The organism is Citrobacter sp. wls706 (genome assembly GCF_005281305.1).
Lineage (GTDB): Bacteria > Pseudomonadota > Gammaproteobacteria > Enterobacterales > Enterobacteriaceae > Citrobacter > Citrobacter werkmanii.
In genome coordinates this window covers 62,238-88,482 of record NZ_SZXG01000005.1, presented here as the reverse complement: position 1 = coordinate 88,482, position 26,245 = coordinate 62,238, and the positions used below count along the sequence as shown (strand labels likewise).

The window sequence follows — 26,245 nt, the reverse complement described above, 5'->3', positions numbered from 1 at the left end:
TCAGGCTGACAAGGGGAAATTTAAAATAATTTTCCGAGTGATTATTTTTTATTCTTTACGCTTATTTTGGCAACGTTTTGTGGGTTAATTGGGCAATTTCCCGCGCAAAACCCGCGACCTGCTCCCAATCGGTATACACCACTTCTTTATGCGTATCCGTTTCACCGCCAGACATCTTCATTATCAGTTGGATCATCACGCGGTCATACCAGCGATAGCGGGGATACAGCAAAGCGCCGGCAATAACCGCACTGCGATCCGGCCGCCACGGCGAACTCATCAGGAACTTACGCGCATAGCTGTTGGTTTGCGGCGTACGCTTCTCCGGTTTACGGGCAACCAGGTTAACGGAGTAGAACGCACTCGGCATCGCGTTCAGCCGCGTGGCATGCTTTTTCACAAACTCCTGAAAAGCGGCATGGTAATGACCATAGCGAATCGAGGCGCCAATCACCACGCTGTCATAATTTTGCCAGTCAGGCTCCGCGGTACGATGCAAATTAACAACATCCGTCCAAACGCCCAGCTCTTTGAGTTCAGAAGCCAGATACTCGGCGATTTCACGCGTTTGCCCGTCCCGGGAAGAAAAAAGAATCAGTGTTTTCACGTGTTACTCCATTATTCACGCCAGAAAGTAGGGGTAAAGAGTACCAGCAGAGTAAAGACCTCCAGACGACCAAACAGCATATTGGCAATCAGGATCCACTTCGCCACGGGATTCATACTGGCAAAGTTGTCGGCGACAACGCCCAGCCCTGGCCCGAGGTTATTCAGCGTCGCCACCACGGAGGCAAACGCGGAGAAGTCATCAACACCGGTCGCAATAATCGCCAGCATACTGATAATAAAGACCAGTGCATAGGCAGAAAAGAACCCCCATACGGCTTCAAGAATTCGCTCCGGCAGCGCACGGTTACCCAGTTTGATACTGTAAACAGCATTCGGGTGAACCAGACGTTTCAACTCGCGGTTACCTTGCTTAAACAGCAACAGGATACGAATCACCTTCAAGCCACCGCCCGTAGACCCGGCACAGCCGCCGATAAAGGCAGAACACAACAACAGCACTGGCAGGAACAGCGGCCAGCGGGCAATGCTGTCGGTGGTAAATCCGGCGGTCGTCGCCATTGATACCACCTGGAAAAAGGCCTGGTTGATGGTCGTGAGCGCTGAACCGTAGGTATTGTGTATCCACAGCACCAGCGTACAGACAGCCACCAGCGTCAACTGCACACCGATGAACATGCGAAATTCCGGATCTCGCCAGTAGACCTTCAGACTACGGCCGCTTAATAAAGAGAAGTGCAGGCCATAGTTACAGCCGGAGATCAGTAAGAAGATAGCAATGATGGTGTTGATCGTGGGACTGTCGAAATATCCCACGCTGGCATCGTGCGTGGAAAAGCCGCCAATCGCAATCGTGGCAAAGCTGTGCCCAATGGCGTCAAACGCTGGCATCCCGGCAAACCATAGCGCCAGTGCACATGCCACCGTCAGCAATACATAGATAAGCCACAGGGTTTTCGCCGTTTCGGCAATACGCGGGCGCATTTTATTATCTTTCAGCGGCCCGGGCATTTCTGCCCGGTAGAGCTGCATCCCGCCGACGCCAAGAATAGGCAGAATAGCCACCGCCAGCACGATGATCCCCATCCCGCCGAACCATTGCAGCATCTGTCGATAAAAGAGGATAGCGTGTGGCAATGAATCCAGCCCCACCAGCGTTGTTGCCCCGGTGGTGGTCAATCCGGAAAAGGATTCAAAAAATGCATCGGTAATCGTCAGGTTAGGGCTTTCCGCAAAGATGAACGGCAGCGCACCCACGCTACCCAGCACGGTCCAGAACAAGACGACAATCAGAAAACCTTCACGAGATTTCAGCTCGCCTTTCTCTTTGCGGTTCGGCCACCACAGTATGGAGCCGATCGCCAGAGCGACAAAGAAAGTTTGGGTAAATGCACGCCCTGCCCCATCGCGATAGATGAGCGCCACCAGTCCGGGGATAATCATTGTCCCCGAGAATAAGATGACCAGTAGTCCAACGATTCGGGTAATGGCGCGAAAATGCATCTCTACCGCTTCCTTAGTTCTTTAAAATGAGGTGGGGATTATTCTTCAATCGCTAACAATTGCAATGAACCACGACTAAAATCCGCCAGTTTTGCCGAAAATTCATCCACTTTGGCATAAGGAAGCGCCACCCTGAGCCGAACAAAAGCCTGGTAATCACTGGCAACGACTTTACCGTCAAACTGACCCAGCAAAGCTTCTATGCCTGCCAGCTGACCGTACTCACACTGCAAAGTATATTCGGTTAATGGCGTCTTGCGCTGTGTCGTTAACTGACGCAACGCCTGATTCACACCGCCACCGTAGGCTTTTACCAGCCCACCCGTACCGAGAAGGATACCGCCGTAGTAGCGCACCACCACCGCGGTAATCTCACCGACACCGCTGCCCATCAACTGCGCGAGCATCGGTTTGCCGGCCGTTCCCGCCGGTTCGCCATCGTCTGAAAAGCCCAACTGATGCGAGTCATTCGGCGCACCCGCAACCCATGCCACACAATGGTGGCGGGCGTCCGGGTGTTCCGCTTTGACGGACTCAACGAATGCTTTCGCCGCTTCTACGCCGTCCGTATGAGCGAGCAGCGTAATGAAGCGGCTTTTTTTGATCTCTTCAACGACGCTAACCGGCGCCGCAGGGATTAACCAACTGTCCATTACGCCAGTTTTAAATCCCGCGTCATGTTCTCGATATTGTTCTCGTGGACCACCACATTGTCTTCAATACGAATACCGCCGAACGGTTTCAGAGCTTCAATTTTCTGCCAGTTGAAGTGTTTGCTGAACTGCCCTTCACGCCACGGCGCCAGCAGTGATTCAATAAAGTAGATGCCCGGTTCGATGGTCAGAACCATACCCGGCTGCAGAACACGGGTGCAGCGCAGGTAAGGATACTTCGACGGGGCAGCAAGGTGGGTACCGCTGTCATCCTGCATAAAGCCAGCGACATCATGCACCTGCAGACCCAACGGGTGACCAATACCATGCGGCATAAACGGTCCAGTAAGATCGTTTTCCACCATCGCCTCTTCACTCATATCGGTGATGATTTGATGCTTACGCAGCAGCTTCGCGATGCGCTGATGGAACTGAATGTGGTAATCCACGTAGCTGGTGCCCGCTTTCATGGTAGCGATAAGCGCCAGCTCTTCGTCGTTAACATCTTTCACCAGATGTGCATAGTCATTGTCGCTTTTCGCCGACCAGGTACGCGTCAGATCTGCCGCATAGCCGTTATATTCCGCACCAGCGTCCAGCAGGAAGCTACGGATTTCAGACGGGGCCTGATGATCCAGTTTGGTGTAATGAAGAACCGACGCATGCTCATTAAGCGCAACAATGTTGCTGTATGGCACGTCGGTATCGCGGTGACCGGTTGCGGTCAGATATGCCAGGTTGATGTCAAACTCGCTCATCCCGGAACGGAATGCTTCTTCCGCGGCACGGTGTCCATTCACCGCCATTTTCTGCGCTTCGCGCATACAGGCCAGTTCGTAATCCGTTTTAAAGGCGCGGTAATAATGCAGGTAGTCGATCACCCCTTTCGGGTTGATGTTGCTGGCCGCGATGTCCAGTTGCAGCGCACGTTCCGGAACCGGACCGATATAACCGATATTGCTGCGAGCAGCAGGCAGCTGGCTACCGATACCGTCCGCTTTTGGCAGCGCGATGATCTCGATTTCTTCCGTCCAGAATGAGGTCGGCAGCGGCTCAACGTTATGCCAGTAATCGACTGGCAGATAGAACCACAATTTTGGCTTATTCACACCATCCACCAGCAACCAACAGTTAGGAACCTGCGTCACAGGTACCCAGGCTTTGAATTGCGGATTGACCTTAAACGGGTACGGATGGTCGTCAAGAAAGACGTTAACAAGTTCGCCAGAGTGAATAAGTAACGCATCCAGCTTGAAGCGTTCCAGCGCGTCGCGCGCCCGCTCTTGTAAGGTAACAATATGATTTTTATAGAGTGCGGCCAGTGATTCCATTTTCTATCCTTCTGTTTTTGACCTCAAGACTTCGCATCTTAGCACATCGCTTTGTGAGTGCGTGATTTCTGCCGAGCGTGATCGAATCGTCATTTCTTTAATCATTCATTTGCATTTTTTTAACATAAAACACACACTTCGATTCATCTGGTATGACCAGATCACCTTGCGGATTCAGGAGACTGACATGCTTTACAAAGGCGACACCCTGTACCTCGACTGGCTGGAAGATGGCATCGCCGAACTGGTGTTCGATGCCCCTGGTTCGGTCAATAAACTCGACACGGCCACCGTTGCCAGCCTAGGCCATGCGCTTGACGTGCTGGAAAAACAACCGAATTTAAAAGGGTTGCTGCTGCGCTCTAACAAAGCAGCCTTTATTGTCGGTGCCGATATCACCGAATTCCTTTCACTGTTCCTCGTGCCTGAAGAACAGTTGAGCCAGTGGCTGCACTTTGCCAATAGCGTCTTTAATCGTCTGGAAGATCTGCCTGTTCCGACCCTCTCAGCGGTAAATGGCTATGCGCTGGGCGGCGGCTGCGAGTGTGTGCTGGCGACCGATTACCGTCTGGCAACGCCGGACCTGCGCATCGGTCTGCCGGAAACTAAGCTGGGCATTATGCCAGGCTTTGGCGGATCCGTGCGTATGCCACGTATGCTGGGTGCGGACAGCGCGCTGGAAATCATTGCTGCAGGTAAAGATGTTAGTGCTGAGCAGGCGCTGAAAATCGGCCTGGTCGATGGCGTAGTGAAACACGAGAAACTGCTTGATGGCGCGATCGCGGTATTACGTCAGGCGATTAACGGCGATCTCGACTGGAGAGCCAAACGCAAGCCGAAACTGGAACCGTTGAAACTCAGCAAAATTGAAGCGGCGATGAGCTTTACTATCGCCAAAGGAATGGTGGCGCAGACGGCCGGGAAGCATTATCCCGCACCAATCACTGCCGTGAAAACGATTGAGGCGGCAGCCCGCTTTGGCCGTGAAGAAGCGCTGAACCTGGAAAACAAAAGTTTTGTTCCACTGGCGCACACCAGTGAAGCTCGCGCATTGGTTGGGATCTTCCTTAACGATCAGTTCGTGAAAGCCAAAGCCAAAAAGCTCACCAAAAATATTGAGACGCCAAAGCAAGCGGCGGTGCTGGGCGCGGGCATTATGGGCGGCGGTATCGCTTACCAGTCGGCCTGGAAAGGCGTGCCGGTTGTCATGAAAGATATCAACGACAAATCATTAACGCTGGGCATGACCGAGGCCGCCAAGCTGCTGAACAAACAGCTTGAGCGCGGCAAAATTGACGGGCTGAAAATGGCGGGCGTGATTTCCACTATTCATCCAACCCTCGACTATAGCGGTTTCGAGCGTGTGGACGTGGTGGTCGAAGCGGTCGTGGAAAACCCGAAAGTGAAAAAAGCGGTACTGGCGGAAACCGAAGATAAGGTCCGCCCGGACACCGTACTGGCTTCGAATACCTCAACCATTCCAATCAACGAACTGGCCAGCGTGCTCAAACGCCCGGAAAACTTCTGTGGCATGCACTTCTTTAACCCGGTGCACCGCATGCCGTTGGTTGAGATCATTCGCGGCGAGAAAAGCTCAGATGAAACCATCGCTAAGGTTGTCGCCTGGGCAAGCCAGATGGGCAAAACGCCAATTGTGGTCAATGACTGCCCTGGCTTCTTCGTCAACCGCGTGCTGTTCCCCTATTTTGCCGGTTTCAGCCAGTTGCTGCGCGACGGAGCGGATTTCCGCAAAGTCGACAAAGTGATGGAAAAACAGTTTGGCTGGCCGATGGGCCCGGCTTATCTGCTGGACGTGGTGGGGATTGATACCGCGCATCACGCACAGGCGGTGATGTCTGCGGGCTTCCCACAGCGTATGCAGAAAGATTATCGCGATGCGATAGACGCCCTGTTTGATGCTAACCGTTTCGGACAGAAAAATGGTCTCGGGTTCTGGCGCTATAAAGAAGATAACAAGGGCAAGCCGAAGAAAGAAGAAGATGCCGCCGTTGATGGTCTGCTGGCAGAGGTCAGCCAGCCGAAACGCGACTTCAGCGATGAAGAGATTATCGCCCGCATGATGATCCCAATGGTCAACGAAGTGGTGCGTTGTCTGGAAGAAGGCATTATCGCCAGCCCGGCAGAAGCCGATATGGCGCTGGTGTATGGCCTGGGCTTCCCTCCGTTCCACGGCGGCGCGTTCCGCTGGCTGGATACGCTCGGCAGCGCGAAGTATCTCGATATGGCTCAGCAGTACCAGCACCTTGGCCCACTGTATGAAGTTCCGGCCGGTCTGCGTGATAAAGCGCGCCATAACGAACCGTATTATCCCCAGGTTGAGCCTGCCCGCCCGGTTGGCAGCCTGAAAACGGCTTAAGGAGTCACAATGGAACAGGTTGTAATTGTTGATGCGATCCGTACCCCGATGGGCCGTTCGAAAGGGGGCGCGTTTCGTAACGTGCGGGCAGAAGATCTCTCCGCACATTTAATGCGTAGCCTGCTGGCGCGTAATCCAGCGCTGGAGCCATCCGCACTTGATGATATTTACTGGGGCTGTGTGCAGCAAACGCTGGAGCAGGGCTTCAACATCGCTCGTAACGCGTCACTACTGGCGGAAATCCCGCATTCAGTACCGGCAGTGACCGTTAACCGTCTGTGTGGTTCATCCATGCAGGCGCTGCACGATGCGGCACGGATGATCATGACCGGTGATGCTCAGGCGTGTCTGATTGGCGGCGTAGAACATATGGGCCATGTGCCGATGAGTCACGGCGTTGATTTCCACCCGGGTATGAGCCGCAACGTGGCGAAAGCCGCGGGGATGATGGGCCTGACGGCGGAAATGCTCTCCCGCATGCACGGTATTAGCCGTGAAATGCAGGACGCCTTCGCCGCACGTTCACACGCTCGCGCCTGGGCCGCGACCCAGTCTGGCGCATTTAAAAATGAAATCATCCCGACTGGCGGTCATGATGCAGACGGCGTGCTGAAGCAGTTTAACTACGATGAAGTTATCCGCCCGGAGACCACGGTTGAAGCGCTTTCTACTTTGCGCCCGGCATTCGATCCGGTTAGCGGCACAGTGACGGCCGGTACCTCCTCCGCGCTTTCCGATGGTGCTGCCGCGATGCTGGTCATGAGCGAAAGCCGTGCCCGTGAGCTGGGTCTGACGCCACGTGCCCGAATTCGTTCAATGGCCGTTGTCGGCTGTGACCCTTCCATCATGGGCTACGGTCCGGTTCCGGCTTCAAAGCTGGCACTGAAAAAAGCGGGACTCTCCACCAGCGACATCGGCTTGTTTGAAATGAATGAAGCTTTTGCCGCCCAGATCCTGCCGTGTATTAAAGATCTGGGGCTGATGGAGCAGATCGACGAGAAGATCAACCTCAACGGCGGGGCGATCGCATTGGGTCACCCGCTGGGCTGTTCCGGTGCGCGTATCAGCACTACCCTGCTCAACCTGATGGAACGCAAAGACGTACAGTTTGGTCTGGCGACGATGTGTATCGGGTTAGGTCAGGGTATCGCGACGGTATTTGAGCGAGTTTAATCAAAGATAAATTCCCCTAAATAATTCGCGCTGCATCGCGGCGGCAACTGAGCGAATCCCCGGGAGCATAGATAACTATGTGACCGGGGTGAGCAAAGGCAGCCAACAAAGAAGCAGTGTGAATTATGACGGGGAAAGGTTTAGTTGCCGTTCTTCCCGCCTGTCAGGGGCGGGTTTTTTATTTCCCTGAACTACCTCGTACCACTAACTGCACCGGCAGCAGCAGATTCTCTTCCTGCTTCTCTTCCAGCAGTAAACGCAGCGCTTCCCGACCCAGTTGTTGCTTATCAACCGCGATAGTGCTCAGCGGCGGATGTGACCAGGCTGCGGCATCGATATCATCAAACCCTACCAGCGCAAGATCTTCCGGGATACGTATACCCTGCTGCGCACACACTCTTTGAACAACCATCGCTGCCGCATCGTTATAGGCAAAAATGGCGTCGGGTGGCTCCGGCAACTTGAGCAGCTCATTAACCGCCTCTACCAAAGATTGCTCGGTATCCAGCAACGGCGGCGCGATGGCTTCGTACTCTGGTGGCATCAGCAACCGGGCTTCATACAATGCCTGACGATAGCCCTTCTCACGCTGGCGAATACTGTAGTGAGAAAGTGTACTGGCAAGAAAAGCGATGCGGTTGCGACCTTGTGCAATCAGGTGTTGCGTGGCCAGATAGCCGCCCTGGGTGTTGTCCGGATTGACGCAGGGCAGGCCAGGCGCCCAGAGATCCACCAGCACCAACGGCAGTTTCATCTGTTGCAGCAGCCCAAGCAATTCAGGCTCAAAAAATCCGGCGCAGATCAGCGCATCCGGCTGGTGCAGCAGCACCTGCTCACTCACTGCATCACCCGGACCAATAGACAGAAAGCTCAGCGCAATGCCGTTCTCACGACAAAGATCTTCTATGCCTAACAGCAACTGAGAGTAAAACGGCAATGCGTGGCTGATATTGTGCTGACGATGCAGCAAAAACAGGACACGTTTGATCTTGTCGCTGCGCAGGCGGGAAAAATCATAACCTTGCTGCTGAGCCACAGAAATAATGCGCAACCGGGTATCTTCACGCAGCCCCGGCTGCCCTTTTAACGCACGGGAAACAGCGCCAACTGAGACCCCACACGCTTCGGCAATGTCTCTGATACGTACAGGTTTCGTCATTTCACTCTCATTGATTCTACGCTGGCTTGTTGTGCCCCCAGCCAGGCGGCACCGCGAACGCCGCTACTGTCACCGTGTCGGGCCTGAACAATCGGTGTACGGCACTGCTTACCAAATACGTACTGCGCTACTCGCGCCTGCAAGCCAGAATACAGTAAATCGATATTAGATACCCCGCCCCCCAACACAATGACATCGGGATCGAGCGTATTCACCACGCTTGCCAACGCACGCGCCAGTTGATCGCAATAGCGTTCCCATAACAAACAGGCATCTGCATCACCCGATGCTACCTGTCGCATAATTTGTGGCACCCCCGCATGTTGCGCGGTGTGGTTCAAATACTGGCGTTCCAGGCCGCTGCCGGAAATAAAGCTCTCGATGCAGTTCAACTGCCCACAATAGCATGTCACTGCGGCCCCATCCCGGGATTCATGATAACGCGGCAAGGCATTATGCCCCCACTCGCCTGCGCAGGCGTTAGGACCGGAAATCAGACGGTTATCGATACACACACCGCCGCCACAACCGGTACCGAGGATGACGCCAAAAACGACGCTGTGTCCATATCCGCTGCCGTCCATCGCCTCTGACAGCGTAAAGCAGTTAGCATCGTTGGTGACGGGCACAGCCATCCCTAACGCTTGCTCAAGATCTTGCGCAAAGGTCTGCTGATTCAGCACCAGAATGTTGGAGTTTTTGATTAACCCTTCGCTATCCACCGCACCGGGCACCCCAACGCCAACCGAGAAAGGCTGATTAACGGCCTGCCTGGCCTTGGCAATCATCTCCGTTACGGCCTGGAAAAAATCACCATAGCTCTGCTTTGGGGTTGCGCATCGCTCGCGATAAACAATTTCACCCGTATTATCAATCACTACCGCTTCGATTTTAGTCCCGCCAATATCCAGGCCAAGTCTCATGGTTTTCCCTCGTTTGCGCCTTGTAATGTGATGCTGCATAGCTTGCCCATTTTGTTTACTAAACAAAAAGAGTTCCGTCACAAAAGCTAATTTTTATGATTAATAGATAGACAAAAAAAGTTTACTAAAAAACTGGTGAGATAAGAGAGGCAACGGGACCGGGCTTGCACCCTGTAAGTAGAAGTAAGGTGAGTGATGAATGCGCCGGAAGGGCTCCGGCGCACAGCGGTTAAATAAATGCGAACGCGTCACCAAACAGGCGATCTTCACGCGCACTGCGTTCATTGCAGAACAGATCGCGCGCGATTTTGGCCATTTCAAAACGTCCGGCAATGTAGATATCGTGTTCCGCCAGGGTACCGTAATCCTGTAATACTGCCGTTAATACGGTGCCCGTACGGCCACGCCAGCCTTCTTCAGGCTGTTCCACCACTGGCTCAACGCGCAGGTTCGGGTGATTTACTGACAGTGCTTCCAGCTCAGAGAGATCGTAGAGATGCTTCTCTTCGCGCCCGCCCCAGTAAATGGTGATATCGCGGTTTGGATTACGCGCCAGCGCGGTAAGCAGAATCGAACGCGCGTAAGAGAATCCCGTCCCGCCGGCAATCAGGATCAGCGGGCGATCGTCCTCATCACGCAGCCAGGCTTCGCCATGCGGAATGTCGACCTTAATTTCCCGGTCTTTCAGAATGCGATCCATTACGGCCATGGCATACAGATTTAGCTCAGAAGCGCCAACGTGCAGTTCAATGAACCCCTGCTCGTCCGGCGTAGATGCCATGGAGAACGGACGCTTATCTCGTTCGTCCATTACGACCATTAAATACTGGCCGGCACGAAAGGAAAACGCCGCGTCTGGCACTAAACGAACGCGATATACGGTGTCAGTGATAGCTTCTACCGAGGTCACTTTACAGCTTAAGGTTGTCATGCGCTCTCTCTGTCGGATCAATAGGCAAAACGATCGCGCCTCAGGCGCTTTTGCCGTCATTAAAGATGGCCAGTTCATCCCAAATTGCGTCAATGCGCGCAGTGACTTCAGGATCTTTTTTTATCGGACGTCCCCATTCGCGCTGGGTTTCGCCCGGCCATTTATTGGTGGCATCCAGCCCCATTTTTGAACCAAGACCGGAAACCGGCGAGGCAAAGTCCAGGTAATCAATGGGTGTATTCTCTACCAGTACAGTATCCCGGGCCGGGTCCATACGAGTCGTAATCGCCCAAATCACATCATTCCAGTCGCGTGCGTTGACGTCATCATCACAGACAATAACAAATTTGGTGTACATAAACTGACGCAAAAACGACCAGACACCCATCATGACGCGTTTGGCATGACCGGCGTACTGTTTTTTTATCGTCACTACGGCCAGACGATATGAACAGCCTTCCGGCGGCAGGTAAAAGTCGACGATTTCCGGAAACTGCTTTTGCAGAATAGGCACGAAGACTTCATTCAGCGCTACGCCAAGCACTGCGGGCTCATCCGGTGGGCGTCCGGTATAAGTAGAGTGATAAATTGCATCTTCGCGCTGGGTAATGTGCGTGACGGTAAAGACCGGGAAGCTATCTACTTCATTGTAATAACCGGTATGATCGCCATACGGTCCTTCCGGGGCCATTTCACCCGGTTCGATATAGCCTTCCAGCACAATTTCAGCACTGGCAGGCACTTCCAGGTCGTTGGAAATACATTTGACCACTTCAGTTTTGGTGCCACGCAACAGCCCGGCAAATGCGTATTCAGATAACGTATCCGGGACAGGGGTAACAGCACCCAGAATTGTCGCCGGGTCAGCTCCCAAGGCCACAGAAACCGGGAACCGTTCACCAGGATGCGCCGCGCGCCACTCCTGGTAATCAAGCGCGCCGCCTCGATGGGAAAGCCAGCGCATAATAAGCTTGTTTTTGCCAATCAGTTGCTGACGATAGATACCGAGATTCTGCCGCTCTTTGTGCGGGCCGCGCGTAACGGTCAGCCCCCAGGTAATCAGCGGCGCAGCATCCTCTGGCCAGCAGGTCATAATCGGAATACGGTTTAAGTCGACTTCATCACCTGAATAGATTTTTTGCTGGCAAGGTGCACCGCGTAACCGCTTAGTCGGCATGTTCAACACCTGCTTAAACTGCGGCAGCTTATCAAACAGATCGCGAAATCCTTTCGGTGGCTCAGGCTCTTTCAAAAACGCCAACAGCTTACCGACTTCCCGTAGCGCCGAGACATCTTCTTGCCCCATCCCCATCGCCACACGCTTCGGTGTGCCAAACAGGTTACACAGCACCGGCATTGAATAGCCTTTAGGATTTTCAAACAGTAACGCAGGCCCACCAGCACGCAGAGTGCGATCGGCAATTTCAGTGATCTCCAGGTGGGGATCCACCTCAAGCGAAATGCGTTTGAGCTCGCCTTGCTGTTCAAGCAGCGTCAGGAAGTCGCGTAAATCGTGATATTTCATGGCGTCCATTGTGGCCTCTTCGTAAGCGCTTCATTATACGGCGTTCATCATTGTGATGCTGTATTTTTGTTAAATTAGCGTGAACTCTGGCGATACATATAAGCCCCAGGAGTATATACCCATTGGGTTTCAGCCTGCTTTGCGGCGGGTATAATTAACTTAACTCATGGCTTTTGCTATGCTGGCGCTCAGAACAAGCGGATAAGAGTTATTATGCAAGCCTGGTATTTACTGTACTGCAAACGTGGGCAACTTCAGCGAGCCCAGGAACACCTGGAAAGACAGGCGGTGAACTGCCTGACACCTATGATCACCCTGGAAAAAATGGTGCGCGGTAAACGTACCACAGTCAGTGAACCCCTATTCCCTAATTACATGTTTGTCGAGTTCGACCCGGAAGTGATCCACACCACCACCATCAATGCCACGCGTGGTGTCAGCCATTTCGTCCGTTTCGGTGCGACGCCGGCGACCGTTCCTTCTCCCGTCATTCATCAACTTTCTGTCTACAAACCTGAAGGTATTGTTGACCCTGAAACCCCTCATCCGGGGGACAGTGTAATTATTACTGAAGGTGCGTTTGAGGGGTTGAAAGCGATCTTTACCGAACCCGATGGCGAAGCGCGTTCCATGCTGCTGCTTAACCTGTTGAATAAAGAGGTTAAGCAGAGCGTGAAAAATACCGGCTTTCGAAAAATTTAAATAGCCTTAGAAGGTCACTTCAAACAGCGTTCTGACGTTAGCATCAATGGTTGCTGACAACCATTGAGGATCCTCGCCGCGCCAGTGGGCAATACGCTCAAGAATATGGGGAAGGTGCGCAGGTTCATTGCGCCGTGACGCTGGCTTAGGCGTTAAATCCCGGGGAAGTAAGTAAGGCGCATCGGTTTCGATCAGCAATCTCTCAACCGGGATAAAGGGCAGCAGCTCACGCAGCTCCATGCCCCGGCGCTCATCACAGACCCACCCGGTGATACCAATATAAAGCCCGCGGTCTACACAGTCCTGCATCTCCTGCCGCGAGCCAGTAAAGCAGTGCAGCACCGCACCGGGCAGGCTATCCAGCCACGGATCCAGCAACGTCAGAAAACGCTCATGGGCATCCCGACAATGCATGAAAACCGGCATCTGCAGTTCAGCAGCAATGCGCAGTTGCGCCTCAAAAGCACGCTCCTGCTCCTGCGGCGTGGAGAAATTGCGATTGAAATCCAGGCCGCACTCACCAATAGCGACCACCTGCGAATGATTTGCCAGTGCGATAATCTCTGCTTCTGTTGAGGACTGCCATTGGCTGCTGTCATGCGGGTGCACGCCAGCCGTGGACCAGCAATGTGGATAATGCTGCGCCAACGTTAAAGCCTGCTGGCTTTCGTGCAGGTTTGTTCCGGTCAGAAGCATACCGTTTACGCCCGCAGCAAAGGCGCGCGCCACGACCTCATCCCGGTCTTTCGTAAATTGTGAACTGGTTAAATTAACGCCAATATCAAACATGCTTCCTCCCATATGACAACCGCCCTGACGGGCGGTTGCGTTTATTCTTCAGTTTTCTCGGCGGCTTCGGCTTCTTTTGCTTCTTCAGCCTCGTTATCCTCATCTCGCGTACGTCGCTTACCGACATAGAATCGAGAGAAGAACACACCCACCTCGAACAGGCAGTACATCGGTATCGCCAACAGCGTTTGCGAGAAGACATCTGGTGGGGTCAATAGCATCCCGACGACAAATGCGCCGACTACAACGTAAGGACGTTTCTTACGTAAGTCTTCAGGCGTCGTAATGCCCATCCAGCATAGCAGCACAATGGCGACAGGAACCTCAAAAGAGACACCGAAAGCCATAAACAACGCCATTACGAAGCTGAGATAGCTGGCAATGTCTGTCGATACCTGTACGCCTTGCGGAGCTGTGTTGGCAAGGAAACCAAACGCCAGCGGGAAGACGACAAAATAGGCGAATGCCATACCGATGTAGAACAATAACGAACTGGAGACCAGCAGCGGCACAACCAGGCGACGTTCATGTTTGTACAAAGCAGGCGCAATGAATGCCCAGACCTGGTAGAGGATCACTGGCGCTGACAGAATCAGCGACACCATGAAGGTTAACTTTATCGGGGTAAAGAACGGCGAGGCCACATCGGTGGCGATCATCGTTGCGCCCTGCGGCATCTGTTTGATCAACGGCGCCGCAACCATATGGTAAATGTCGTTGGCAAAGTACACCAATGCCAGAAAGATCACGAATACCGCAATAATGCAGTTCAGGAGTCGCTTACGCAGCTCAATAAGATGCGTGATGAGCGGTTGGGTATCTTCTACAGCCATGTTTACGGTTTATCACTCGACGAGGGGGAGGATTCGACAACAGGTGCGGCAGCTTTCTTTTCTGCATCCATCAACGTGGCGGAAGCGTTTTCCGTCGGCTCTGGCTTTTTAGCACCCGTGGATTCCGGTTTTTGCTCCGGCGAACTGGCCTGGTTTTCAGCGGCAGCTGGGGTGACCCCTTCTCGCTGTGCTTCACCGTCTTTCACCACCGGATTATGGATAGTGTGCGCTTCATCGCTGGCTTTCTCAGGATCGTGCACGCTATAAGAACGCTTCATCGACTCCGCCGCTTCACGCAGCTCATCCATTGATGCTTTCAGCTCCGGGGTCAGATTTGTCAGGCTCGCTTTTTCTACTTTCTTCAGGCTGTCCTGGAATTCCTGAAGCTTAAGCTCCTGGGTCAGTTCGTTCTGAACAGTAGTCGCAAGGGAACGCAAAGCGCGAACCCAGCCAGCAACCGTTTTTACCGCTACGGGTAAACGCTGCGGCCCCAGGACAATGAGGCCGATAACGAACACCAATAACAGCTCGCTAAAACCGATATCAAACACGGATTATACCTGCTCTTTATCTTGGCTTTTGGCGTCTTCCTTTTTCACTTCGCCCTGCTTATCGGTGATGGATTTAGCAGTAAAATCAGCATCCTGGCTGGTTTTATCTTGCTTAGGTTCATCATCACCCATCGCTTTTTTGAAGCCTTTAATAGACGCGCCAAGATCGGAACCGATGGAGCCGAGTTTCTTGGTGCCAAATAGCAGTACAACGATGACGGCAATGATCAACAACTGCCAAATACTGATACCACCCATACATGTTCCTCTGTCATAGATGATGAATTAATAAGGCCGTAGTATACGTTACACGGCCTGCCTTGGGCGATGAAAAATTCAGCGCATTTTGCGCCAGCCGATTAGCCAGGCTATGACGCCTCCCGCCATTAACCAGCCTGGCATAAGCCCCCACTCAGGACGGCTTACCAGCAGGAATGTTCCACTTAGCAACAATGTTGCGCCAATGCCCAATAAATAACGGGATTGTCCCTGACGCACATGATTAGCGTGAAGCTCGCGGGCAATCTTATCAACACTGTGCTGTAAATATTTGCCCTGGCGCAAACTGTCATACACCAGTTCAGGTATTTCTGGCATTTTTTCGACCCAGAACGGGGCTTTTTCTTTAAATGCCCTGACGAGCGCCGGAATACCGACCTGATCTTTAATCCAGGATTCGAGAAACGGCTTAGCCGTTTTCCACAAATCTAACTGTGGGTAGAGCTGTCGTCCGACACCTTCAACATACAGCAGCGTCTTCTGGAGCAAAACCAGCTGGGGCTGGACTTCCATGTTGAATCGACGCGCGGTGTTAAACAGATTCAACAGCACGTGACCAAAGGAAATCTCCGCCAGCGGTTTTTCGAATATCGGTTCGCACACGGTACGAATGGCGAATTCAAACTCTTCAACGTTGGTATCGGGCGGAACCCAACCTGAATCCACGTGCAATTCGGCAACTTTGCGGTAGTCTCGGTTAAAGAACGCGATGAAGTTTTCAGCCAGATAGCGCTTATCTTCTTTATTTAAAGAACCCACAATCCCGCAATCAATACCAATGTACTTCGGGTTTTCAGGGTGCTCATAACTGACGAAAATATTCCCAGGATGCATGTCCGCATGGAAAAAACTATCGCGAAAGACCTGAGTAAAGAAGACCTGCACACCGCGTTCAGCCAACAACTTCATGTTGGTGCCATTCTTCTCAAGCGTTGCGACATCCGATACGGGGATACCATATATGCGCTCCATCACCATCATGTTCTGACTGCAATAGTCGGAATACACTTCCGGGATGTACAGCATCGGGCTATCTTCAAAATTACGTCGCAGCTGAATTGCGTTCGCCGATTCGCGCAGCAGGTTCAGCTCATCAATCAACGTTTTTTCATACTCGCGGACCACTTCTGTTGGTCGCAGGCGACGGCCATCCGGTAGCAGGCGAGGAACCCAGCGCGCAAGGCGGTAGATCAGTTTTAAATCCGCTTTAATCACCGGAAGTATGTCCGGGCGGATAACTTTGATCACCACCTCTTTACCATTGGATTTCAATCGCGCGGTATGGACCTGGGCAATAGACGCAGATGCCAGCGGCGTGATCTCAAAATCATCAAACCACTCCTCGACGGACAGCCCGCCCATGGCTTCTTCGATTTGTTCTTTCGCTCGCTGCCCATCGAATGGGGCAACGCGATCCTGCAATAGCGCAAGCTGATCGGCGATGTGCGGTGGGAAAAGGTCACGGCGAGTGGAGAGCATTTGCCCAAATTTAATCCACACCGGGCCGAGTTCCTGTAAAGCCAGTCTCAGCCTTTCTCCCAGCGGTTTGTCTTTATGCTGATTGGGCATCCAGAACAACGAGTAACGCCACAACCGAAGCGGCAGCGTAATACGCATTTTGGGGATGAGTTCATCAAGACCGTAGCTTAAAAAAGTGCGAATGATGAAATAAAGGCGCCGTACTTCACCTGGCGTCATTTGGCCTCCAGTTTTTCCAGCCGTTTGGCCAGAGATTCGACCGCGCGTTCAATGGCTGCCGTTTCTTCTGCAAACCATGCAACCTCAAGCGGACCGGGAGCCATACGCCACTCTTCGGTGATCGCTTCGGCTACATAGCGCTGCTGGCGCTGAATGTTATGGCGCAAGAACTTCGCGCCACCACGCAAGACTTTGCTGACCCCCTCCGCGACGATATCGCCGGTATAGGGCGCTAACAATTCTGCGGGATCAAACTCAGCCAGATCGGCCAGAGCAACAAAATGCTGCACCACCTGGATATCACCCTGAACTTCCAGCTCACCGCTGCGAATAAGCGTGGTAAGTTGCTGGCGGTCGCGTAATTTCGGCAACACGCTGGCATGTGTGATTACTGTGCAATCGGCTTCGCCTTCCCATGCCCCCAGCACATCGACCTGGCGTTCACTAAACACCAGGACTAAAGGTGTTGAAAATCCTTTAAGATCAACACGCAGCACCTTGCTCTGTAAACGTGTTCTGGCTGACTTCAGCGCAGGAGAACGATACAGAAAGGTATTGAGCAGATTTTCAACGCCTGCGGTCACTAAGGGTTTTAAAGGCATCCCCAATCTCCTGTCAGAACTTGTAACCACGATGCAGCGCAACGACACCAGCCGTCAGGTTGTAGTAATCAACGCTTTCGAACCCGGCATCTTGCATCATTGCTTTTAGCGTGTCCTGATCGGGATGCATGCGAATGGACTCCGCCAAATAGCGGTAACTGTCCGCATCGCTTGCGACCATGGAACCTATGCGCGGCAGAACATGGAAAGAATAAGCATCGTAGGCCTTGCTCAGCGGTTCGATAATCGGTTTGGAGAACTCCAGCACCAGTAAACGTCCGCCCGGCTTCAACACGCGATACATGGATCGTAAAGCTTTGTCTTTATCCGTTACGTTGCGCAGACCGAAAGAAATGGTAATGCAGTCAAACGTGTTGTCAGGGAAAGGCAGTGCTTCCGCGTTCGCCTGAACGTACTCAACGTTACCCACTACGCCGATATTACGCAGCTTTTCGCGACCCATTTTGAGCATTGAGTCATTGATATCCGCCAGTACGACTTTACCGGTTTCACCCACCATGCGAGAGAATTTCGCCGTCAGGTCGCCCGTACCGCCCGCCAAATCCAGAACGGTTTGACCGCGACGCACGCCACTGCAATCAATGGTGAAGCGCTTCCACAAACGATGAATGCCAAATGACATTAAGTCATTCATAACGTCATATTTCGAGGCCACAGAATGAAAAACGTGGGCCACCATGTCAGCTTTCTGCTCTTTAGCGACGGTCTGAAAGCCAAAGTGCGTCGTTTCTTGTGAATTATCCACCATCTCAGTGCCTGCTCATTCAAAAAATGTTCAAGAAGTGTAACAGATTGGGCCAATTTGCCCTACCCTTCTACTGGGTTCAACTACCCCAAACGGACTAGTTTGATTGCTGATTTACTGCTTCATCATCAGGGTAAGGCTCATCCTGTTGCGTCTCAGGGACCGCGCGCAACCGGTACTCTTCATCCTGCGTAGTGGCTTGTTCAGCCAGCTCAGGATTTATCTCACGCTTAATTTCCACACCTAAACTGCGAAACGCTTCTGCCTGTGACAGGACGTTTCCACGGCCCGAAGAGAGCTTTTTCATCGCTTGTCGGTAGTTGTCCTGGGCTTTATCCAGACTTTGGCCAATCGCCGACATATCATCCACAAACAAGCGCATCTTGTCATAAAGTTTGCTGGCCCGATCGGCAATTTGTTGCGCATTACGGCTCTGATGCTCGTAGCGCCACAGGTTGGCGATCGTGCGCAATGCCACTAACAACGTAGTAGGACTGACCAGCATAATGTTATTTTTAAGCGCCTCGGTTATCAGTTCGGGTTGTCTGTCCAGCGCCAGCAAAAAAGCGGGCTCGACGGGAATAAACATCAGCACATAGTCAAGCGAACGCAGCCCGGGAAGCTGTTGATAATCTTTACGACCCAACAGACGAATATGGTTTCGCACCGAGGCGATATGTTCCTGCAACGCAGTCTCGCGGGTATATTCATCTTCCGCGTTAAAATAGCGCTCATAGGCAACCAACGTCATTTTTGCGTCGATTACCACATCTTTACCCTGCGGTAGCCGGACAATGACATCGGGTTGCATTCGCGAACGGGCATCGTTTTCAATGCTAACCTGGGTTTCGTATTCATAACCTTCACGCAGACCGGAGGCTTCAAGTACCCGCGTCAGTACCACCTCACCCCAGTTACCCTGCGTTTTATTATCGCCTTTTAAGGCCCGCGTCAGGTTTACCGCTTCCTGCGCCATCTGCGCGTTAAGTTGCTGGAGATTACGAATTTCGTGCGCCAGGGTATGGCGCTCTTGCGCCTCTTTACCGAAGCTATCCTGAACCTGACGTCGAAAACCGTCCAGTTGTTCGCGAAGCGGTGTCAGCAGGCTGTTCAGACTTTGACGGTTTTGCTCATCTACGCGGCGGTTGCTGTGCTCAAAAATGCGATTCGCCAGGTTTTCAAACTGTTCACTCAGGCGTTGTTCGCTGTTGATCATCTGGCGGATTTTATCTTCCGCATGCTGCTGCGTCGCTTCCAGCCGGGTAGTGACTTCACGGAGATCGGCTTCCAGAGAGGTGTTGATGCTGTGCAGGCTGCGTAATTCGTTATTGAGTAGTTCGCACTCGTCGCGCCAATGGGCTTCCTGCGAGAGCTGTTGACGGGCTGCGCTTAACGCAATATCCAGTTCACGTCGCTCTTCGATGAGGTCGGCACGGATCTGATCGGCCCGCGCTTTTGTCGCCAGCCACCCCACCAGCAGCCCTGCGGCTAATGCCAACACGGCACTCATCATAATTGTAATATCCACAACGCCCCCTTACAGCCACGGCTTACCCGCACAAAATAGAATTGTGCTGTATAAACGTCCAGTTTAAAAGGAATTTCCTGCGAGGCACTACGCAAAATAAAAAGGCCGAACGCGTCGGCCTTTTTGAACAGACGGGAGAATTACAGTAAACGGCGGGCAGCTTCCACCACGATTTTCACCGCGTGGCTTTCCGTTTGTTTCATCGTTTCCGCATTAGGAATCTCTTGCTGAGTACGGTTCACGATAACGCCAGCAACCATACCTGCACGCAGGCCCTGGCTTGCGCACATGGTCAGCAACGTTGCGGATTCCATTTCGTAGTTCATGACGCCCATGGACTGCCACTCTTCCATTGAGCCTTTGAAACGGCTCACTACGCGACCAGAGAAGGTGTCATAACGCTCCTGGCCCGGGTAGAAGGTGTCAGAAGACGCGGTGACACCCACGTGGGTAGTCGCACCGATAGATTTCGCCGCTTCCACCAGCGCAGTGGTGCACTCGAAGTCAGCAACGGCCGGGAATTCCATTGGCGCGAAGTGCAGGCTTGCGCCATCCAAACGGACAGACGCAGTGGTGACCAGCACATCACCCACATTGATATGCGGCTGAATAGCGCCAGTCGTACCGATACGCAGGAAGGTACGAATGCCCAATTGCGCCAGTTCTTCTACGGCAATAGAGGTGGACGGGCCGCCGATACCGGTAGAGCAAACGATCACGGCTTTACCATCCAGCTCAGCACGCCAGGTCGTGAACTCGCGATGGGATGCCAGCTTAACCGGCTTATCCATCAGCGCGGCGATCTTTTCCACACGCTCCGGGTCGCCAGGGACGATAGCAAGCGTAGCCCCTTGTAAATCGTTCTTAGTGAGGCCGAGATGAAAAACATCAGACTTAGACATAAAAACTCCTCTGTGAATCGGTTTTGTCAGAAGAAGCAAAAACACACTTTACCGAAGGCATAAACAAATTTTCGTGACAGACATCACCATGATGTAAATCAATTGCATTCGATTGCCATTAAACAGTGACGGATGTCACATAAGCAGCGTGATGTAAGGACTCCTTGCACAAAAGATAGACCGTTTAAGGCAATGTGGTACGTTGCATATGTCTATAGTTAATAATGCGCTTTTTGGCTGAATATTTAAGGGTACGGAGAATACCATGACGACACGACAATCTGGCTTTGCACCTGCTGTATCTCCACCGACGCCTACCACGGTTCACACACCGGATAACGCAATTATCGCCGGTGTAACGTCCATACCTTCACAGGGCGATGATATGCCAGCGTATCACGCACGACCAAAACAGACCGATGGCCCCCTGCCCGTGGTTATTGTCGTGCAGGAGATTTTTGGTATTCATGAACACATTCGTGATGTTTGCCGCCGTCTGGCCCTGGAAGGATATCTGGCTATTGCACCAGAGCTCTACTTCCGCGAAGGCGATCCCAATGACTTTGCCGATATCCCCACGCTGCTCAGCGGCCTTGTCGCCAAAGTGCCTGACTCTCAGGTACTGGCCGACCTGGACCACGTCGCCAGTTGGGCCTCCCGCAACGGTGGGGATGCTCATCGATTAATGATCACTGGTTTTTGTTGGGGTGGACGCATCACCTGGCTGTATGCCGCACACAATCCGCAGTTAAAAGCAGCGGTAGCATGGTATGGCAAACTGGTGGGTGATAAGACCCTCAACTCGCCGAAACATCCCGTTGATATCGCCACCGATCTTAACGCCCCCGTCCTGGGACTTTATGGTGGTCAGGACACCAGTATCCCACAGGATACCGTCGAAACGATGCGTCAGGCGCTACGCGCCGCCAATGCTAAAGCGGAAATTGTGGTTTATCCCGATGCCGGGCATGCATTTAATGCCGATTACCGCCCGAGCTACCACGAAGAGTCGGCCAAAGACGGCTGGCAGAGAATGCTGGAGTGGTTCGCGCAATACGGCGAGAAGAAGTAAGTATCGCCAGGCAAACCGATCATCAAAACGGAGGCTAACGCCTCCGTTTTATTTTTACGCCTGACGCAGATTCTGCGCTGCTTTGACCATGTTAGCCAGCGCGGCACGGGTTTCCGGCCAGCCGCGGGTTTTCAAGCCGCAGTCCGGGTTCACCCACAAACGTTCCGCCGGAATACGCTGCTCGGCCTTCTTCAGCAGAGCCTCAATCCACTCCACGCTCGGGACGTTCGGCGAGTGTATGTCGTAGACGCCCGGTCCGATTTCATTCGGATAGTCGAACTCTTCAAACGATTCCAGCAGTTCCATATCAGAGCGAGAGGTCTCAATGGTGATCACGTCCGCGTCCAGCGCCGCAATGGAATCCATGATGTCATTGAACTCGCAGTAACACATGTGGGTATGGATCTGGGTTTCATCCTTCGCCACTGCCGCGTTAATGCGGAAGGCTTCTACCCCCCACGCCAGATACGCAGCCCAATCACTGCGGCGTAGCGGCAGACCTTCGCGCAGCGCCGGTTCGTCAATCTGAATAATACCGATACCCGCCGCTTCCAGATCCGCCACTTCGTCACGCAACGCCAACGCAATCTGCTTCGCGATGGTTTCACGCGTCACGTCTTCACGCGGGAACGACCAGCAGAGAATGGTCACCGGACCGGTCAACATGCCTTTTACCGGCTTGTCGGTCAGCGACTGCGCGTACTTCGCCCACTCCACGGTGATCGCTTCCGGGCGGCTGACGTCGCCAATCACCACCGGCGGCTTCACGCAGCGAGAGCCATAGCTCTGCACCCAACCGTTCTGGGTAAAGACGAAACCGTCCAGGTGTTCGCCAAAATATTCCACCATGTCATTACGCTCGGCTTCACCGTGTACCAGCACGTCAAGCCCCAGACGTTCCTGCTCAACAATCGCCTGTTTGATATGCTCCGCAATACCGGTGCGATAGTGGGCAGCATCAAGATTGCCTTTTTTGAAGTCCAGACGCAGACCGCGAATTTCGGTGGTTTGCGGGAATGATCCGATAGTCGTGGTCGGCCATGCCGGCAGATTAAAACGGGCACGCTGTGCTTCAGCGCGAACCGGGTAAGCGTTGGCGCGCTGGCTGTCCTGGGCGGTGATCGCCGCCAGACGTTTTTCCACTGCGGCGTTATGTACGCGGGTAGAGTGACGACGCGCCTGGATCGGTGCGCTCCATTCCACAATTGCCGCCGTATCGCCGCTGTTCAACGCATCGCGCAACAGCGCCAGCTCGCCGCATTTTTGCAGCGCGAAGGCAAACCAGCTCTTCACTTCCGCATCAAGCCGGGTTTCCACGCTCAAATCAATCGGGCTGTGCAGCAGAGAGCAGGAAGAAGCCACCCACAGATCACGTTTGCCGACGATATCTTTCATTTGCGCATATTTTTCGCTGAGATCGGCGCGCCAGACGTTACGACCGTTTACCAAACCGGCTGACAGCAGCCAGTCGGCAGGCAGACGTTGGTGCAGCTCGGCAACGTCATCTTTGCCATGAACGAAATCAACGTGCAGACCCTGCACTGGCAGCGCGGTAATGATATCCAGGTTTGGCGTTACGCCTTCAAAATAAGTGGTCAGCAGTAATTTTACCTGCCCTGCCAGCGCATCATACGCGGGTTTGAAGGCGTTCAGCCAAACCTGCGGCAGCTCCAGTACCAGCGCGGGTTCATCAATCTGTACCCACTCAATACCGCGTTTCGCCAGCTCAGCCAGCACCTGCTGGTAAACCGGCAGAATGTCATTCAGCAGGGTCAGACGGTCAAACTGTTCGCCCTTCACTTTACCCAGCCACAGGTAAGTTACCGGCCCAAGCAGCACAGGCTTCACCTTGTGGCCGAGCGCCAGCGCTTCGTCCACTTCATCCAGCAGTTGGGTCCAGGTCAGTTTGAACTGCTGACCTTTGGTGAATTCCGGCACCATGTAGTGATAGTTGGTATTAAACCATTTGGTCATTTCTGCCGCCGCCGCGGGCTCACCCGTCGGGGCGCGGCCACGGCCAATGCGGAATAAAGTATCGATATCAACCGAGCCGTCTTTATTTTGATGACGCGCCGGAACGTTGCCGAGCAGCAGGCTGGTGGTTAGCACGTGATCGTACCAGGCAAAATCGCCCACCGGCAGCAGGTCAATGCCCGCCTGCTTCTGCTGATCCCAGTGGCGGGCGCGCAGCTCGCGGCCAACGGCCAGCAATTCTTCACGGGAAGAATTTCCCGCCCAGTAGCTTTCTTGCGCTTTCTTCAACTCGCGACGCAGGCCAACGCGAGGGAAACCGAGGGTGTGATTCAATATTGTCATTTTTCTTCCTCTCTTATTTTATTGAATCTGAAGCAAAAACTCTAAATAGTTCGGTTTGCAGGAAGGCGGCGACACAGCGCATCCCCAGGAGCTTACTGAAGTAAGTGACTGGGGTAAGCGAGGAAGCCAACGCATCTGCAAGCCGAAATATGACAAGTTTTGGACGTCCAGATGTTTACACATCCATAATTGGCGGTTACTGTATATTCCTCAAGCGCAATTTGTTCATGCCGAAGTGAAGGACTTTCATGATCGAGATTAAACACCTGAAAACGCTCCAGGCGTTGCGGAATAGTGGTTCGCTGGCAGCCGCAGCGGCGACGTTGCATCAGACCCAATCCGCCCTTTCTCACCAGTTCAGCGATCTGGAGCAACGCCTCGGCTTTCGTCTTTTTATCCGTAAAAGTCAGCCTCTGCGCTTTACGCCGCAGGGCGAAATTTTGCTGCAGCTGGCAAACCAGGTGTTGCCGCAAATCGGTCGCGCGCTACAGGCCTGCAACGAACCGCAGCAAACCCGGCTACGCATCGCGATTGAATGCCACAGCTGTATCCAATGGCTGACGCCCGCGCTGGAGAATTTTCGTGCCAACTGGCCGCAGGTGGAAATGGACTTTAAATCCGGCGTGACGTTCGATCCGCAACCTGCGCTACAGCAGGATGAATTGGATCTGGTGCTGACCTCCGACATTCTGCCGCGCAGCGGATTGCACTACTCGCCGATGTTTGATTTTGAAGTACGCCTGGTCCTGGCGCCGGACCATCCGCTGGCCAGCAAAACCCAAATCACCCCGGAGGATTTAGCCAGCGAGACGCTGCTTATTTATCCGGTACAACGGAGTCGGCTGGATGTCTGGCGGCATTTCCTGCAACCTGCGGGCGTTAGCCCGTCGCTGAAGAGTGTGGATAACACCTTGCTGCTGATTCAGATGGTTGCAGCTAAAATGGGTATCGCGGCTTTACCACACTGGGTAGTGGAGAGTTTTGAGCGCCAGGGCCTGGTGGTAACCAAAACCCTGGGTGATGGATTGTGGAGCCGACTGTACGCCGCCGTGCGCGATGGCGAGCAGCGACAACCGGTCACGGAAGCGTTTATTCGCTCAGCGCGGAATCACGCCTGCGATCACCTGCCGTTTGTACGGAGTGCGGAACGACCCACTTTCGATGTACCCACAGTGAGGCCACTATCACAGCCGCACCAATGATGAAGCTCGGCCAGTGAGGCTGTTGATGCCAGATAGCCAGGTTAACCAACAGCCCGGCCGGCACATGCATATTGTTCATGATGCCCAGCGTACCCGCATCCACCTGAGTCGCGCCGTAGTTCCACATAAAGTAACCAATGCCGGACGCCGCCACGCCAAGAAACACCAGGATGCCCCACTGTAGCGTGGTTGCAGGTATTTTCTGCGCATTACCCAGCATGAACCAGGCCACTATCGCCACCATAAATGCCCCCATGTAAAACCAGGCAAAGGCGTTGTGCTGCGGCATTGGCCGTGTTTCCATTAGACGCTTGTAGCCCACCATACCAATGGCAAAGCTGATATTGGATAGCTGTACCAACAGCAGGCCGGTCCAGAAGTGGCTGGTCACCTGGTCGTAACGAATGATCCCCGCACCGATCACCGCCAGCAATGCACTGAAGGCGTAGCTCCAGCGCAGACGACGTCCGCTCATCAGGTCATAAATTAGCGTAATGTAGAGCGGCGTTAGTACGGTAAAGAGCAGCAGCTCTGAAACCGTCAGGTACAGATAGGCGTGAAAACTCAGCATATACATAATGCCAAGCTGCATGGCCCCTACCAGCATATACAGCGCGATCGTTTTTACGCTGTGCCCACGGGTACGTAAAAATGGCAGGAACACCAGCGCCGCCAACCCAACGCGCACCAGCACCGCAAAATAGCTATCGACATGACCGGCAAGGTACTCGCCAAACAGGCTAAAGGAAAAGGCCCACAGAATTGTGGTAATGATGAGTAACGCCACAATGGATGTCTCTTAACAAAAGGTACACCCATTGTAGCGAAGTTTTTAGTTGACAACTGGTCAACTAACGAACGAT

24 protein-coding genes are annotated in these 26,245 nt (G+C 53.3%); 5 read left to right on the top strand and 19 right to left on the bottom strand.

Annotation, left to right across the window (positions count from 1 at the left end):
* Positions 1 to 61: 61 nt before the first annotated feature.
* Genes hemG through pepQ form a run of 4 tightly spaced genes read right to left on the bottom strand, consistent with a single transcriptional unit; the run spans position 62 to position 4,054 of the window.
* Positions 62 to 607: a menaquinone-dependent protoporphyrinogen IX dehydrogenase gene (hemG, locus tag FDW92_RS01800; RefSeq protein ID WP_038634428.1), complete on the bottom strand. Its 546-nt coding sequence runs from the start codon at positions 605 to 607 to the stop codon at positions 62 to 64.
* An 11-nt stretch (positions 608 to 618) separates the two neighbouring features.
* Positions 619 to 2,070 (bottom strand): Trk system potassium transporter TrkH, encoded by a 1,452-nt coding sequence (trkH, locus tag FDW92_RS01795; protein ID WP_042313947.1) that lies wholly within the window; start codon positions 2,068 to 2,070, stop codon positions 619 to 621.
* Positions 2,071 to 2,108: 38 nt separating this feature from the next.
* The gene (locus FDW92_RS01790) at positions 2,109 to 2,723 is read right to left on the bottom strand and encodes an IMPACT family protein (protein ID WP_137400532.1); all 615 of its coding nucleotides are present in this window, start codon (positions 2,721 to 2,723) and stop codon (positions 2,109 to 2,111) included.
* Entirely contained in the window at positions 2,723 to 4,054 is a 1,332-nt protein-coding gene (pepQ, locus tag FDW92_RS01785; RefSeq protein WP_042313952.1) for a Xaa-Pro dipeptidase, read from the bottom strand. The genes FDW92_RS01790 and pepQ overlap by 1 nt, the downstream gene beginning before the upstream one ends.
* A gap of 187 nt (positions 4,055 to 4,241) precedes the next feature.
* On the opposite strand from pepQ, the gene fadB reads away from it, so the two are divergent.
* A complete protein-coding gene (fadB, locus tag FDW92_RS01780; protein WP_042313955.1) occupies positions 4,242 to 6,431 on the top strand; it encodes a fatty acid oxidation complex subunit alpha FadB in 2,190 nt (729 codons plus the stop codon).
* A gap of 9 nt (positions 6,432 to 6,440) precedes the next feature.
* The gene (gene fadA, locus FDW92_RS01775; protein ID WP_038634440.1) at positions 6,441 to 7,604 is read left to right on the top strand and encodes an acetyl-CoA C-acyltransferase FadA; all 1,164 of its coding nucleotides are present in this window, start codon (positions 6,441 to 6,443) and stop codon (positions 7,602 to 7,604) included.
* A 178-nt stretch (positions 7,605 to 7,782) separates the two neighbouring features.
* Here the strand turns inward: fadA and FDW92_RS01770 are convergent, their stop codons facing one another.
* The 4 genes from FDW92_RS01770 to ubiD all read right to left on the bottom strand — a co-directional run bounded on the left by FDW92_RS01770 (position 7,783) and on the right by ubiD (position 12,151).
* A complete protein-coding gene (locus FDW92_RS01770) occupies positions 7,783 to 8,763 on the bottom strand; it encodes a LacI family DNA-binding transcriptional regulator (protein WP_042313957.1) in 981 nt (326 codons plus the stop codon).
* The gene (locus tag FDW92_RS01765) at positions 8,760 to 9,686 is read right to left on the bottom strand and encodes an ROK family protein (RefSeq protein WP_042313960.1); all 927 of its coding nucleotides are present in this window, start codon (positions 9,684 to 9,686) and stop codon (positions 8,760 to 8,762) included. Before FDW92_RS01765 ends, FDW92_RS01770 begins: the two co-directional genes overlap by 4 nt.
* A gap of 229 nt (positions 9,687 to 9,915) precedes the next feature.
* Complete coding sequence (gene fre / locus FDW92_RS01760; protein WP_042313965.1) at positions 9,916 to 10,617, bottom strand: NAD(P)H-flavin reductase; 702 nt, start codon at positions 10,615 to 10,617, stop codon at positions 9,916 to 9,918.
* A 40-nt stretch (positions 10,618 to 10,657) separates the two neighbouring features.
* Positions 10,658 to 12,151 carry a 4-hydroxy-3-polyprenylbenzoate decarboxylase gene (gene ubiD / locus FDW92_RS01755; RefSeq protein WP_042313967.1) on the bottom strand — a complete coding sequence of 498 codons (1,494 nt, stop codon included), beginning with the start codon at positions 12,149 to 12,151 and terminating at the stop codon, positions 10,658 to 10,660.
* 204 nt (positions 12,152 to 12,355) lie between these two features.
* Here ubiD and rfaH point away from each other — a divergent pair, with 204 nt between their 5' ends.
* Positions 12,356 to 12,844: a transcription/translation regulatory transformer protein RfaH gene (gene rfaH / locus FDW92_RS01750; protein WP_042313969.1), complete on the top strand. Its 489-nt coding sequence runs from the start codon at positions 12,356 to 12,358 to the stop codon at positions 12,842 to 12,844.
* A gap of 6 nt (positions 12,845 to 12,850) precedes the next feature.
* Here rfaH and tatD read toward each other — a convergent pair whose 3' ends face one another.
* From tatD to udp, 9 genes are all read right to left on the bottom strand, one after another.
* Positions 12,851 to 13,633, bottom strand: a complete 783-nt coding sequence (gene tatD, locus FDW92_RS01745; protein WP_042313971.1) for a 3'-5' ssDNA/RNA exonuclease TatD — start codon at positions 13,631 to 13,633, stop codon at positions 12,851 to 12,853.
* A 41-nt stretch (positions 13,634 to 13,674) separates the two neighbouring features.
* A complete protein-coding gene (tatC, locus tag FDW92_RS01740; RefSeq protein ID WP_042313973.1) occupies positions 13,675 to 14,466 on the bottom strand; it encodes a Sec-independent protein translocase subunit TatC in 792 nt (263 codons plus the stop codon).
* A 2-nt stretch (positions 14,467 to 14,468) separates the two neighbouring features.
* Positions 14,469 to 15,017 (bottom strand): Sec-independent protein translocase protein TatB, encoded by a 549-nt coding sequence (gene tatB / locus FDW92_RS01735; protein WP_042313975.1) that lies wholly within the window; start codon positions 15,015 to 15,017, stop codon positions 14,469 to 14,471.
* Positions 15,018 to 15,020: 3 nt separating this feature from the next.
* Positions 15,021 to 15,275: a Sec-independent protein translocase subunit TatA gene (tatA, locus tag FDW92_RS01730; RefSeq protein ID WP_003017888.1), complete on the bottom strand. Its 255-nt coding sequence runs from the start codon at positions 15,273 to 15,275 to the stop codon at positions 15,021 to 15,023.
* A 78-nt stretch (positions 15,276 to 15,353) separates the two neighbouring features.
* A complete protein-coding gene (gene ubiB, locus FDW92_RS01725; RefSeq protein ID WP_042313978.1) occupies positions 15,354 to 16,994 on the bottom strand; it encodes a ubiquinone biosynthesis regulatory protein kinase UbiB in 1,641 nt (546 codons plus the stop codon).
* Positions 16,991 to 17,596, bottom strand: a complete 606-nt coding sequence (gene ubiJ / locus FDW92_RS01720) for a ubiquinone biosynthesis protein UbiJ (RefSeq protein WP_042313980.1) — start codon at positions 17,594 to 17,596, stop codon at positions 16,991 to 16,993. The genes ubiB and ubiJ overlap by 4 nt, the downstream gene beginning before the upstream one ends.
* 13 nt (positions 17,597 to 17,609) lie before the next feature.
* Positions 17,610 to 18,365 (bottom strand): bifunctional demethylmenaquinone methyltransferase/2-methoxy-6-polyprenyl-1,4-benzoquinol methylase UbiE, encoded by a 756-nt coding sequence (gene ubiE, locus FDW92_RS01715; protein ID WP_003017897.1) that lies wholly within the window; start codon positions 18,363 to 18,365, stop codon positions 17,610 to 17,612.
* Between the two features lie 94 nt (positions 18,366 to 18,459).
* The gene (gene rmuC / locus FDW92_RS01710; protein ID WP_052511215.1) at positions 18,460 to 19,890 is read right to left on the bottom strand and encodes a DNA recombination protein RmuC; all 1,431 of its coding nucleotides are present in this window, start codon (positions 19,888 to 19,890) and stop codon (positions 18,460 to 18,462) included.
* Between the two features lie 140 nt (positions 19,891 to 20,030).
* The gene (gene udp, locus FDW92_RS01705; RefSeq protein WP_003828923.1) at positions 20,031 to 20,792 is read right to left on the bottom strand and encodes a uridine phosphorylase; all 762 of its coding nucleotides are present in this window, start codon (positions 20,790 to 20,792) and stop codon (positions 20,031 to 20,033) included.
* Positions 20,793 to 21,057: 265 nt separating this feature from the next.
* Here udp and FDW92_RS01700 point away from each other — a divergent pair, with 265 nt between their 5' ends.
* A complete protein-coding gene (locus FDW92_RS01700) occupies positions 21,058 to 21,864 on the top strand; it encodes a dienelactone hydrolase family protein (RefSeq protein WP_042313983.1) in 807 nt (268 codons plus the stop codon).
* A gap of 54 nt (positions 21,865 to 21,918) precedes the next feature.
* Here FDW92_RS01700 and metE read toward each other — a convergent pair whose 3' ends face one another.
* Entirely contained in the window at positions 21,919 to 24,180 is a 2,262-nt protein-coding gene (gene metE, locus FDW92_RS01695; protein WP_042313986.1) for a 5-methyltetrahydropteroyltriglutamate--homocysteine S-methyltransferase, read from the bottom strand.
* Positions 24,181 to 24,428: 248 nt separating this feature from the next.
* Here metE and metR point away from each other — a divergent pair, with 248 nt between their 5' ends.
* Positions 24,429 to 25,382, top strand: coding sequence for an HTH-type transcriptional regulator MetR (gene metR, locus FDW92_RS01690; protein ID WP_038634477.1), 954 nt, complete (start codon positions 24,429 to 24,431; stop codon positions 25,380 to 25,382).
* Here metR and FDW92_RS01685 read toward each other — a convergent pair.
* The gene (locus FDW92_RS01685) at positions 25,270 to 26,169 is read right to left on the bottom strand and encodes a carboxylate/amino acid/amine transporter (protein ID WP_042313989.1); all 900 of its coding nucleotides are present in this window, start codon (positions 26,167 to 26,169) and stop codon (positions 25,270 to 25,272) included. The two genes, metR and FDW92_RS01685, sit on opposite strands and share 113 nt — an antisense overlap.
* Between the last annotated feature and the right edge of the window lie 76 nt (positions 26,170 to 26,245).